Source organism: Teredinibacter turnerae T7901, from assembly GCF_000023025.1.
GTDB classification, from domain to species: domain Bacteria; phylum Pseudomonadota; class Gammaproteobacteria; order Pseudomonadales; family Cellvibrionaceae; genus Teredinibacter; species Teredinibacter turnerae_B.
In genome coordinates, this window is record NC_012997.1 from 4209190 (window position 1) to 4221289 (window position 12100).

Below are 12100 nucleotides of genomic sequence, written 5' to 3' on the forward strand. Positions count from 1 at the left end.
TGTGGGTTGTTAACCGGGCACGCGACGAATATTGACGCCCAGTTGCTGCAGCTTTTCTTCGATACATTCGTAGCCGCGATCAATGTGGTATATCCGGTCCACCACGGTTTCACCGTCGGCAACCATACCGGCAATAACCAGACTGGCAGAAGCGCGCAGGTCAGACGCCATCACCGGCGCGCCTTTTAAACGCGGCACCCCCTGAATCAATGCGGTATTGCCTTCCAGTTTGATGTTAGCGCCCATCCGGTTTAATTCGTTCACCTGCACCAGACGGTTCTCAAAAATGGTTTCCGTCACCGCTCCGGTACCTTCCGCCACCGCATTCATCGCTGTGAACTGCGACTGCATATCGGTTGGGAATGCCGGATAAGGCGCGGTACGCAAATTCACCGCTTTGGGCCGCTTGCCGTGCATATCCAGGCTGATGGTCGATTCGCCAATCTCCAGCTCGGCGCCCGCTTCTTCAAGCTTTTGCAACACCGCAGTGAGGATATCGGCGCGGGTGTCCCGCAGTTTTACCGAGCCACCAGTCGCTGCGGCCGCAACCAGGTAGGTTCCGGTTTCAATGCGGTCCGGCATGACGGTGTAGGTGCAGCCGTGGAGACGCTCAACACCTTCGATCTCAAGACGGTCAGTACCAATCCCGCCGATCTTCGCGCCCATGGCAACAAGGCAGTCGGCGAGATCAACAATCTCCGGCTCGCGCGCGGCGTTTTCCAATACGGTTTTGCCCTTGGCCAGCACCGCAGCCATCAGCAGGTTCTCGGTGCCGCCTACAGTGACTTTATCCATCACAAAGTGCGCACCTTTGAGTCCATTTGGCGCGCGCGCACGAATATAGCCACCCTCGACCGCGATTTCCGCCCCCATCGCCTCGAGACCACTGAGATGAATATCCACCGGCCGGCTGCCAATTGCACAACCTCCGGGGAAGGACACATCCGCTTTGCCATATTTGGCAAGGGTTGGGCCCAACACCAGAATCGACGCCCGCATGGTCTTCACCAACTCGTAAGGCGCCTCGGTGTCGGTCAGGGTTGTCGGGTCCACTTCAACGCACATTTTCTCGTTGATGGTGACCCCCACTCCCATACAGCGCAGCAGCGCCAACATCGTAGTGATGTCGTTAAGATGAGGCAGATTGCAGATATCCATCGGGCTGTCCGCCAGGAGGCAGGCAGCAAGGATCGGCAGGCCGGAATTTTTTGAACCAGAAATGCGAATTTCACCGCTGATGCGGGTACCGCCCTGGATAATCAGCTTATCCATTAAATAACCTAGCTGCGGGCAGCGTGTTCAGCGGGGGTAAGGGTTTTCATTTGCAGCGCATGAATAGTGCCGCTGGAGATATGCTCATTGAGTGCGCCGTACACCAATTGCTGGCGTTTAACGGGCATCAGACCTTCAAAAGCGGGAGATACGATAAGTGCGGCCACGTGCTTGCCGTCATCGCTGTTCACTTGAGCGGTGCACTCTGGCAGCGCGGCTTCGATTAATGCCTTGATTTCGTCTGGTTGCATGGGGAATACCTGGCTTGCGGACGCCGCTGGATGCGTTTGCGCCCTGAAAAAAGGCGGCCATTTTAATCAAAAAGCGGGTGCTTGGCACCCGCTTGAGATCACATGAGGCTAACTTAGCCTTTGGTTTGCGCAGACCAGCCTTCGATTGCCGCCTGAAGATCGCCTTTGTTGTCCTTTACACCCTGAGCAAACTGACTGCGAAAGGTCTTGCCGAGATTCACACCGTCGAGCACCACATTCAGTACCTTCCAGGAACCGGACTTGCCTTTGCCGAGCGAGTACACCACCAGGTTAGAGCCTTCCGGACCGGAAACCTTCTGTACAATGCTCGCTTTATTCTTGAGCACCTGGCTCTGTTCAGACACCAGTTGGATATCCAGATCGACGTTGCTCGCCATGCCTTTCACCAGTGTTTCCACCAGGCTGCGCTTAAAGGTCGCTACAAATTGCTCTTGCTGTTTCTCGTTGGCCTGCTCCCAGTAGGTCGGCCCCATCACATTCTTGGCGATGAAATCAAAACTGACTGACGGTTCCAGCAGCGATTCCACTTTGCCATAAAAAGCCTCCGGATCTTTCTTCAGCTCAGCGGTATCGTCTTTAGCCAGCGACAGCAGCTGGTCGGTAACTGTTTGTACCACGTACTCCGGGCCTTCCTTGTCCAGCGCCGCACTCGCAGGCTTCTGTTCCGCAGCAGCCCACTGACTGACAACGAGCAGCATGGCCGCCATTGCGCTGACGAGAGAGTGGCGAGCGGACCAAATCATCGGACGGTTCTTTTTCACGTGGTTTTCTCCTATGGAATTGATTTGAGCTGGAAATTTTTTACTCCAGCCCCATATTAAAGCGGACTATCTGAACGCAGGCTGACTGCGGTTGCGTTGAATCTGGCACATCACTAAGATGGCGCCGCCCGCGCATACACCGGCACGCATTGTAGGCGCTCCCTGGTGGGAATATCGTTACAGTCTGTACACCAAACACATTTCACCGAGCTGCGTTTTTTATGCTGGAAAGTCTACCGCCCCTTCTCGTCATCGCTGTTGCCATCGTCGCCGGGTTCGCCGGATTAATCTGGAGCGCCGACCGATTTGTCGCAGGCAGCGCAGCAATTGCGAGCAGCTTTGGCGTGGCACCAGTCGTGATCGGTTTAACAATAGTCGCCTTCGGCACCTCGGCCCCGGAGATAATGGTGTCGATAAGTGCATCTTTAAAGGGTGCAGGAGATATGGCAGTCGGCAATGGTATTGGTTCCAATATCGCAAACACCGGCCTGGTGCTCGGCGCGACGGCACTGGTCGTCGCTATTCCAGTGCAAAAGCACCTGCTAAAAGATGAGTTGCCGCTGCTGTTAGTGGTTATGGCGATAAGCGGCTACTTCCTCTCAGACGGTATATTGGCCCAGTGGGAAGCCATCGTACTTATCGGCGCGCTCATACCGGCCATATTTCTCCTGGTGTACCTCAAAAAAGGCGACCTCAGCGAACAGGAGACGACGGACGAAGACAGCATCCCGCATATGAGTCGCACCATGGCCTTCGTGTGGTTTGTCATCGGCCTGGGCGCACTGATGTTGAGTTCGGAAGTCCTTGTTTGGGGAGCAAAATCTGCCGCCGAGATGGCCGGGGTCAGCCCGCTGGTGATCGGGCTCACCATAATCGCCCTCGGCACCAGCCTGCCAGAACTCGCTGCGTCGCTTATCAGCGCGCTTAAGGGCCATCACGATATTGCCCTCGGCAATGTGTTGGGCTCGAATATGTTTAACCTGTTGGCCGTGATGTCGATCCCGGGTTTGTCCGGCTCCTTCCCGCTCGACCAATCCGTATTCAGTCGCGATTTTGTGGTGATGGTGGCATTAACCATATTGCTTGCGGTTGCAATTGGCCTGTCGATTTGGCGTAACCGTGGCGCGGGTGGCGGTAAAATTGGCAAAACAGCCGGTTGTCTGCTCCTGTTGAGCTACTTTGGCTACTATGTTCTTCTATATCAAACTGCGATTTAACACCCCATGTCCGAAACCGATCTAATTCAATCCGCGCAACGCACAATCGCGCTGGAGATTGCCGCCGTTCAAGCGCTAGAAGAGCGCATCAACGGTGAATTTGTCGCTGCCTGTGAAAAAATTCTGAGCTGCTCCGGACGCGTCGTGGTTTCGGGTATGGGGAAATCCGGCCACATCGGCAAAAAAATCGCCGCAACTCTGGCCAGTACGGGTACACCCGCATTTTTTGTGCATCCCGGGGAAGCGAGCCACGGCGATCTGGGGATGATCACCAGAGACGATGTTTTCCTGTGTATCTCCAACTCCGGTAACTCGCCTGAGATGGTTGCCATTTTGCCTTGGATAAAACGCATGGGCATTCCCGTGGTGGCGATGACAGGTAAATCCAACAGCCCTCTCGCTGAAGCGGCGGATGTGATACTCGATATCGCGGTCGCCACCGAAGCCTGCCCGCTGGATCTGGCGCCCACATCCTCAACCACAGTGACGCTGGTGCTCGGTGATGCGCTGGCGCTCGCACTTCTGGAGGCGCGGGGGTTCACTGCCGAAGACTTTGCCTATTCTCACCCAGGCGGCACTCTCGGACGGCGCTTACTATTGCATGTCGCTGACGTGATGCACGATGGTGAAACCGTTCCAATAGTTACAACCACGACCCCGGTGCTGGAGGCTCTCGGCGAAATGAGCCGCAAAGGGTTCGGCATTACCACCGTAGTAGATGCGACAGGTGAGCTGGTCGGGGTGTTCACCGACGGCGATCTACGCCGCTGCCTGGATCGTGATATCGAGGTAAAAAACGCCAGTATTGAACAGGTGATGAGTCGAGGTGGTCGAACAATTACGCCGCAGGCACTAGCCGCGGAAGCCTTCAACCTGATGGAAACCCATAAAATTACCGCCCTGGTTGTCACTGATAACAACAAACCCGTGGGCATTTTGCATATGCATGACATGCTCCAGGCCGGGCTGGTTTAACTCTGGTGTATGAACTTTGGTGTAAACAAGGAAAACGATGAAACATTTATCTTTGGAAGACATTCATCGCAAGGCTGCGCAGATCAAACTACTCCTGCTCGATGTTGACGGCGTGATGACCGATGGCCGCCTGTACTTCAGTAACGACGGCCAAGAGATGAAGACCTTCAATACGCTCGACGGTCACGGCATTAAAATGTTGCGCCGCTCCGGGGTGGAAGTGGGCATTATTACTGGCCGGACCAGCCAGCTGGTGGCCAAGCGCGCGGCCGATCTCGGGATCTCACTGCTCATTCAGGGGCGCGAAGACAAATTCACCGCGCTCGAAGAGATGCGCGCAACCTTCCCCTGTGAGCTGGACCAAATCGCGTTTATGGGCGACGACTACCCGGACCTGACCGTGATGTGTCGCGTGGGCCTCGCACTTACCGTGCAAAACGGCCACCCCGCGGTAGTCGAACGCGCACATTGGCAAAGTGCCGCGCGAGGTGGCGAAGGCGCGGTACGCGAAGCCTGCGATTTGATTATGCAGGCGCAAGGTACCTACGACGCGGCTTTACAGGCGTACTTGAGAACGCAACCGCATGCGTAAAAACCGTTTTTACCTGCTGTTTATCGCGATGGGGATCGCCAGCATTGTAATGCTGTGGGATTCGTCCGAAAACGTGATTACACCCCCCAAAGCCGAACCCGCACCGCAAATTCCCTACGCATTTGCCGAGAATGCCGCGACCCGTTACTTCAACGACAATGGTGTGCTCGAATATGCGTTCACGGCGAATCTCCTGGAGCACTTTCGTGTGCTCGGCGACAATCGTCAGCCCGTCGACGAATACACCATGGTAGACCACCCACATTTTACAATTTACCAGGAAGACACCCCCTGGCACGTAGAATCTGTCGACGGCAAACTCGTGCGCAGCAGTGAGCAGATCGCCCTTTGGGATACGGTTCGCATCTGGCAGGAGCCACCCGAGCGACTACCCGGTGAGGAAGCGCCCGCTTACCGTGAAGCTTCCGAACTCACCACGGAAAAGCTCGATATCAACCCTGTAGAAAAGGTCGCATACACCGACGAGCCTGTTAAAATACTAACACCCTATGGGGTGATTAACGCCGTAGGCATGACAGCCAATTTTAAAAACCGAAAAATCGAATTGCACCACAAGGTGCATGCTATCCACCGAATTCCTGAAGACCGCAGCCTGAACGAATGAAACCCCTGTCAACTTTTTGCGCCGTGCTACCTGGGCGCTCCCTGCTCTGCGCCGCCATGCTGGCTTGTACGGCAATGCCAGCCGATGCCCTGCCGGACGATAGACTGCAAGATCTCAGCATCTCTGCCGACTCCGCAGAGCTCGATGACCTGAACGGCACCACCACCTATGCAGGCAGCGTTATTGTCGAGCAAGGCAGCATGAAAATTCGTGCGGAAAAAGTCGTGATTTATGGCCGCAAAGATACCTATTCCCGCGTGGTCGCTACCGGCACGCCAGCGCGTTTAAGCCAGGTGCCCAAGCCCGGCCAGGAGCCTGTGACCGCGCGTGCTAACCGCATGGAATATCAGATCACCAGCGAAACCCTGATCCTCCTCGACAATGCGGCTTTCCGTCAGGAGGGCACCAGCCTAAGCGGCAATCGCATTGAGTACGATGTAAAAAAAGCAGTGGTACGCGCTGGTGGTAAAGCTGATGCGGAAGGCGACGATCGCCGGGTTCGCATGGTGATCCCGCCAAAAGCATTGAGCAAAGAAGACGAACAGCCCGCCGACAATAACAAAAGCTCCAACAGGCCCTAGTATTTATGCAGCAACTGAGTGCCCAACACCTCGCCAAAAGTTACAAAGGCCGCAAGGTCGTCATCGATGTATCCCTGTCTGTGGACAGTGGCCAGATCGTGGGCCTGCTCGGCCCCAACGGCGCGGGTAAAACAACCTGTTTTTATATGATCGCGGGCATCATTAAAGCCGATCATGGCGATATCCAGATTGGCGACAAGCGCGTTACTCACCTGCCAATGCACGAGCGCGCGCGCGCAGGCCTTGGGTATCTGCCCCAGGAAGCGTCGGTATTTCGCAAGTTAACAGTTCAGGATAATATTCTTGCGATTCTTGAGACCCGCAAAGAGTTGAGCCGCAACCAACGCCGTGAGGCGATGGAAAAACTGCTGGAAGAGTTTCACATTGGCCACATTCGCAACAGCCTTGGAATGGCGCTGTCAGGCGGCGAGCGGCGGCGTGTTGAAATCGCCCGAGCACTGGCCACAGAGCCCGATTTTGTGCTCTTGGACGAACCCTTCGCCGGAGTCGACCCGATTTCAGTGAGCGATATTAAGCAGATCGTACAACACCTTAAAAATCGCGGTATTGGCGTGTTGATTACCGATCACAATGTTCGCGAAACATTGGATATCTGTGAGAAAGCCTATATCGTCTCGGAAGGCCACATCATCGCAGAAGGAAGCGCCAATGATGTACTCAACAACAAAAAAGTGCGCGAAGTATATCTCGGTCAGCACTTCCACCTCTAATCGCTTTCTGCAGATAATCAGCAAAATCTCTTGACAAACGACTGACTTTTGTATTTGTCACGGCATAATACTTGCTTCTGATTTTATGCGATTTTATTGCACCTGGACTGCGGCCGGAATACACTAGCCTCATACAAGCCGGCGCCCCACAGGAGTTGCCACTAACTGATAGTGCACTTTAACCAGACGCAGTAAATCGAACTATGAAGCAATCCCTCCAGTTAAAACTGGGCCAGCAGCTCACCATGACCCCGCAGCTGCAACAGGCCATCAGGCTTCTTCAGCTCTCCACGCTCGATCTTCAGGCAGAAATACAAGAAGCTCTGGATTCAAACCCTATGCTCGAAGTTGAGGAAGACCTCAGCGGCGACGACTCTCACAGCGGTATCAATGAACAGGCTCCAGCCAGCAACGAGCTTAATGGCAAGGACAGCGCCGACGGCAAAAGCGATGCTGCAGATGCGAATGGCGCCGACCAGGAGTCCAATTCCGACGCATCCTCCGACGGTGATTGGAACGAAGACAACATTCCCACTGACCTTGCGGTCGACACCAGCTGGGACGATATCTACGACCCCACCCCGAGCGGCACCGGACTCGCAAAACCCGACTCCGACGATTACGATTTTGAATCCCGACGTGGCACATCAGAAACGCTGCAGGATCACTTGCAGTGGCAGCTGAACCTTACCCCCATGTCAGTCCGCGACAAGGATATCGCCGAAGCCATCATTGACGCGGTAAAACCCAACGGTCTGCTCGGCCAGACTCTGGATGAAATTTTTCATGGCCTGGAACCTCACCATGAAGAACTCGAAATGGACGAAGTGGTGGCTGTACTCCACCGGGTGCAACAGTTTGACCCACCCGGCGTTCTCAGCCAGGACGTACGTGAATGCCTGCTCATTCAGCTGAGCCAGCTTGATATCAGCAACGAAGATGTGCGCAACGCAAAAACGCTCGTCAGCGAGTTTCTCGATCTGCTCGGCGGCCGCGACTTCAAACAGCTGATGCGCAAGCTAAAACTGAAAGAAAGCGAACTACAGGCGGCGGTACAGGTTATCCAGGGATTGAACCCGCGACCCGGTGAACAGATTGGCAGCGACGACACAGAGTATGTGGTGCCGGATGTGTTTGTGAACAAGGTAAATAACCGCTGGATGGTGCAACTCAACCCGGATATCGCACCGCGTTTACGCATTAACAGCGACTATGCGTCACTGGTTAAGCGCGCCGACTCCAGCGCTGACAACACTTTTCTACGCGACAACTTACAGGAAGCGCGCTGGTTTTTGAAAAGCCTGCAAAGCCGCAACGAAACCCTGTTGAAAGTCGCCAGCTGTATCGTGGAAAAACAACAGGGGTTTCTCGATTTCGGCCCGGAAGCCATGAAACCGATGGTATTGCACGACGTGGCAGAAATTGTCGAAATGCACGAATCGACGATCTCGCGAGTAACCACGCAAAAGTACATGCACACCCCACAGGGGATTTTCGAGCTCAAATACTTTTTCTCCAGCCATGTGGCCACAGATTCCGGCGGCGAGTGCTCATCTACCGCAATTCGCGCTATCATTAAAAAATTAGTTGCTGCGGAAAATGCACGCAAACCGCTCAGCGACTCAAAAATTACAGGGCTATTGGCAGAACAGGGAATCAAGGTCGCACGCCGCACCATCGCTAAGTATCGCGAGTCTCTGAACATACCTCCCTCGAACGAACGCAAGCGTTTGGTATAGCAAAATCTGGGAATGCCGGTCTAAAGTCTGATGCCGCAAATAAAATTTGCGGCTAAAGTGGGCTTGGATCTGAAACTAATACTGGTAGAATGCGCGCCGTTTGACTCCCTGCAACATCCAACATCTGCTGTTTTACCGGGCGCAACGCTATGCAAATTTCTACCATTCTAAACGCCAAGCGAACCCGAGCGAAGATTGCTGGCGGCAGTAAAAAACGCTTGATCGAAACACTCGCTGGCATTTTTAGCGAATCCGACACTGGCCTCGACCAAACTGAATTGTTCCAACATATTTTCGCCCGTGAGCGGCTTGGCTCCACAGGCATTGGCGGCGGTATAGCCATACCCCACTGCCGCTTCAATACCGAAGGCGCGACCTTGTGCGCGTGCGTAACTCTGGAAGAAGCCATTGACTTCGACGCTGTAGACAGCAAGCCAGTCGATCTCATATTTGCCATGCTGGTACCGGAAAACGCCGAAGACGAGCACCTGCAAACCCTTGCCGCACTCGCAGAAACCCTGCAAAGGGATGATTTTGTGAAGCGCCTTCGCAACTGTAAAACCGATGAAGAATTGTTTAACGTGGCGTCTGGTGTAAACTGACGGCTCTACCGGGAAGTAACTAGTCCCTCGCGCGCTCTGCGCTCCTCCATCACATGCGACTCGTACACAGGCAGGTAACATGCGCTTGCTGATTATTAGCGGAAGATCAGGCTCGGGAAAAACCACAGCACTGCACCTGCTGGAGGATGAAGGCTACACCTGCATCGACAACCTTCCTGTCGACCTTCTGCCCGCGCTAATCGAGCAGCTAAGCACCTCTGATCGTCCATCGCCACGGGTTGCTATCGGTATCGATGCGCGCAACATCAACAACGATCTGAGCCGTTTAATGGCGATGATTGAAGTGGGGCCATTGCCGCGAGAAAGTTACCAGGTTATCTATCTCGACAGCTCGCGCGAAGTGCTCCTCAAACGGTACAGCGAGACCCGCCGCAAACACCCACTCTCTGACGGTCTCACCGACCTGAATGAAGCCATTGAGCGCGAGCGCATTATTCTCGAGCCCATATCCAATGCCGCCGATGTCACCATAGACACCTCGCAGCTCAACCTGCATGAACTGCGCAGTGCAATTAAATACCTTGTGGTCGGTTCCGACCGAGAAGGTATGGCGGTGCTGTTCAAGTCGTTCGGTTTCAAGTATGGGCTGCCGGTTGACGCCGATTTCGTTTTTGATGTGCGGTGCTTGCCAAACCCCTATTGGGATGCCGGACTGCGCAAACTGTCCGGGCTGTCGCCGGAAGTAATTGCGTTTCTGAACGGCGAGGAACAGGTGGAGGAGATGTATAACGACATTCTTACATTTATGCGTAAGTGGATTCCTCGGTTCGAGAACAACAACCGCAGCTATCTCACCATCGCTATCGGCTGTACGGGTGGTTTTCATCGTTCGGTCTACATGAGTGAACGACTCGCAAAAGCGCTCAAAGCCGACTATAAGAATGTTCAGACGCGGCATCGACAAATACCCGATTCCAGCGCCCCGAAACACAGCTAATGCGGGAGCTTCATGCAGCAGAGAACCCTCGAGATCATCAATAAACTTGGCCTCCACGCGAGAGCGGCCAGCAAGCTGGCGACCCTGGCCAATCGGTTTGAGTCACGAATTCAGGTCAGTGCCCACGGCAAAACGACAGATGCGAAAAGCATTATGTCGCTCATGCTGCTGGCAGCCTCAATCGGCACGGAAATTGAATTGATCACCGAGGGGCCGGACGAAGTTGAAGCCATTACGGCCCTGAAAGAACTCATAAACAACCGCTTCGACGAGGAGGAATAGGCTGCGCTGCAAGCGCCTGTAAGCAGGTTAAACACGCGCCAACTTCCCGAAGTTATTTCCTCAAGCCTTTGAAAAAGCTACAATTTCTGTAGCAACCCTCCACCCCACCGTAAAACGGAAGCCACTGTATGCCGCAAGCCGCTGAGAATATCGAACACAGCACCCACCAACAGGTCGGTCGCGTGCAGGTATTACTCGAAAGCGGTACCTTCCGCCAGGTACGGCAAATGCTGAGCAGCTTGCGGCCGGTGGAAATCGCGCGCTTGATTGCATCCTCCCCGCCCCCTTCGCGAACCGTGCTGTGGGACCTTATCGACAAGGATGTGTCCGGTGAAGTACTCGAAGAACTGCCGTACGATATCCAGAGCCATTTCGTGCGCAATATGGGCACTGAGGAACTGGTTGAACTGACCGAAGGCCTGGAAACGGACGACGTCGTCGATATTTTGCAGCAGCTGCCTGAGCAAGTGATTCAGGAAGTCATGGAAGCCATGACCGACCAGGATCGCGCCAGGGTAGAGGAAGTGATTGCCTATGACGAGGCCACCGCCGGCGGTCTCACCAATACCGACACCATCACCGTTCGCCCGCGTTTCACGCTGGATGTTGTATTGCGCTACCTGCGCCGTCACCCGGAGCTGCCGCCGTCGACCGACTCCCTGATTGTAGTTAATCGCAAGGACGACTACCTCGGCCTGCTGCCCTTGAGCACGCTGCTTACCACCGATCCGAGCGTAACCGTCCGCGAGGTGATGGTCACCGACACTAACGCTATCCCGGCTGCCATGGCTGATAAAGACGTGGCCAAACTGTTTGAGCAGCACGACTGGATTTCCGCCCCCGTCGTCAACGAGCAGGGGAAGTTGCTGGGTCGTATTACCATTGATGACGTGGTCGACGTCATCCGGGAAGAGGCCGATCACTCGTTAATGAGCATGGCCGGTCTTGATGAGGATGAAGATACCTTTGCCACGGCTGCGCGCACGATTCCACGCCGGGCAATCTGGCTCGGCATTAACCTGATCACCGCAATCCTCGCTTCCTCGGTGATTAGCCTGTTTGATGAAACCATTGATAAGGTCGTGGCACTGGCGGTACTTATGCCTATTGTCGCCAGTATGGGTGGCGTTGCCGGCTCGCAGACGCTCACGGTGGTGATTCGCGGTATGGCACTAGGGCAAATTGGCGCCAGTAACCTGGGCTGGCTGCTGTCCAGGGAAGTGCGTGTCGGCATAGTCAACGGCATCCTCTGGGCGCTGGTGATGGGTGCAATAGCTGCTCTCTGGTTTCAAGATATCAAAATTGCCTATATCATCGGCGCCGCCATGGTAATCAACCAAATTACAGCGGCGCTCGCGGGAGCGTTACTGCCGGTCGGCCTCAAAGCCCTCAAGGTGGACCCTGCACTGGCTGGCGGTGTTACCCTTACAACCGTTACTGATGTGGTCGGTTTCTTTGCGTTTCTCGGCCTGGCAACCTACTTTTACGGCTAG

At 54.7% G+C, this 12100-nt stretch carries 14 protein-coding genes; 11 read left to right on the forward strand and 3 right to left on the reverse strand.

The features are described 5' to 3' along the window. Window positions 1–9: 9 nt before the first annotated feature. The 3 genes from murA to TERTU_RS16895 form a co-directional block, all read right to left on the reverse strand. Window positions 10–1272: a UDP-N-acetylglucosamine 1-carboxyvinyltransferase gene (murA, locus tag TERTU_RS16885; RefSeq protein ID WP_015819150.1), complete on the reverse strand. Its 1263-nt coding sequence runs from the start codon at window positions 1270–1272 to the stop codon at window positions 10–12. An 8-nt stretch (window positions 1273–1280) separates the two neighbouring features. After that, window positions 1281–1523 (reverse strand): BolA family protein, encoded by a 243-nt coding sequence (locus tag TERTU_RS16890; protein WP_015819745.1) that lies wholly within the window; start codon window positions 1521–1523, stop codon window positions 1281–1283. A gap of 113 nt (window positions 1524–1636) precedes the next feature. Then, a complete protein-coding gene (locus tag TERTU_RS16895; protein WP_015820902.1) occupies window positions 1637–2305 on the reverse strand; it encodes an MlaC/ttg2D family ABC transporter substrate-binding protein in 669 nt (222 codons plus the stop codon). 221 nt (window positions 2306–2526) lie between these two features. Between TERTU_RS16895 and TERTU_RS16900 the strand changes: the two genes are divergently transcribed. The 11 genes from TERTU_RS16900 (at window position 2527) to mgtE (ending at window position 12100) form a co-directional block, all read left to right on the forward strand. Next, entirely contained in the window at window positions 2527–3522 is a 996-nt protein-coding gene (locus TERTU_RS16900; protein WP_015817850.1) for a calcium/sodium antiporter, read from the forward strand. A gap of 6 nt (window positions 3523–3528) precedes the next feature. Next, a complete protein-coding gene (locus TERTU_RS16905) occupies window positions 3529–4497 on the forward strand; it encodes a KpsF/GutQ family sugar-phosphate isomerase (protein ID WP_015818462.1) in 969 nt (322 codons plus the stop codon). Window positions 4498–4534: 37 nt separating this feature from the next. Continuing rightward, window positions 4535–5089, forward strand: coding sequence for a KdsC family phosphatase (locus TERTU_RS16910; RefSeq protein WP_015818825.1), 555 nt, complete (start codon window positions 4535–4537; stop codon window positions 5087–5089). Then, window positions 5082–5714 carry an LPS export ABC transporter periplasmic protein LptC gene (gene lptC, locus TERTU_RS16915; protein ID WP_015818236.1) on the forward strand — a complete coding sequence of 211 codons (633 nt, stop codon included), beginning with the start codon at window positions 5082–5084 and terminating at the stop codon, window positions 5712–5714. The genes TERTU_RS16910 and lptC overlap by 8 nt, the downstream gene beginning before the upstream one ends. After that, window positions 5711–6295: a lipopolysaccharide transport periplasmic protein LptA gene (lptA, locus tag TERTU_RS16920; protein WP_015819436.1), complete on the forward strand. Its 585-nt coding sequence runs from the start codon at window positions 5711–5713 to the stop codon at window positions 6293–6295. The genes lptC and lptA overlap by 4 nt, the downstream gene beginning before the upstream one ends. 5 nt (window positions 6296–6300) lie before the next feature. After that, window positions 6301–7026, forward strand: coding sequence for an LPS export ABC transporter ATP-binding protein (gene lptB, locus TERTU_RS16925; RefSeq protein WP_015818865.1), 726 nt, complete (start codon window positions 6301–6303; stop codon window positions 7024–7026). Window positions 7027–7229: 203 nt separating this feature from the next. Further along, on the forward strand, window positions 7230–8765 hold the full coding sequence (locus tag TERTU_RS16930; RefSeq protein ID WP_015820069.1) for an RNA polymerase factor sigma-54: 1536 nt from the start codon (window positions 7230–7232) through the stop codon (window positions 8763–8765). A gap of 149 nt (window positions 8766–8914) precedes the next feature. After that, a complete protein-coding gene (locus TERTU_RS16935) occupies window positions 8915–9367 on the forward strand; it encodes a PTS sugar transporter subunit IIA (protein ID WP_015817660.1) in 453 nt (150 codons plus the stop codon). Window positions 9368–9446: 79 nt separating this feature from the next. Further along, window positions 9447–10325 carry an RNase adapter RapZ gene (gene rapZ / locus TERTU_RS16940; RefSeq protein WP_015817069.1) on the forward strand — a complete coding sequence of 293 codons (879 nt, stop codon included), beginning with the start codon at window positions 9447–9449 and terminating at the stop codon, window positions 10323–10325. Window positions 10326–10337: 12 nt separating this feature from the next. Further along, window positions 10338–10607 carry an HPr family phosphocarrier protein gene (locus TERTU_RS16945; RefSeq protein WP_015818888.1) on the forward strand — a complete coding sequence of 90 codons (270 nt, stop codon included), beginning with the start codon at window positions 10338–10340 and terminating at the stop codon, window positions 10605–10607. Between the two features lie 128 nt (window positions 10608–10735). After that, complete coding sequence (mgtE, locus tag TERTU_RS16950) at window positions 10736–12100, forward strand: magnesium transporter (protein WP_015818830.1); 1365 nt, start codon at window positions 10736–10738, stop codon at window positions 12098–12100.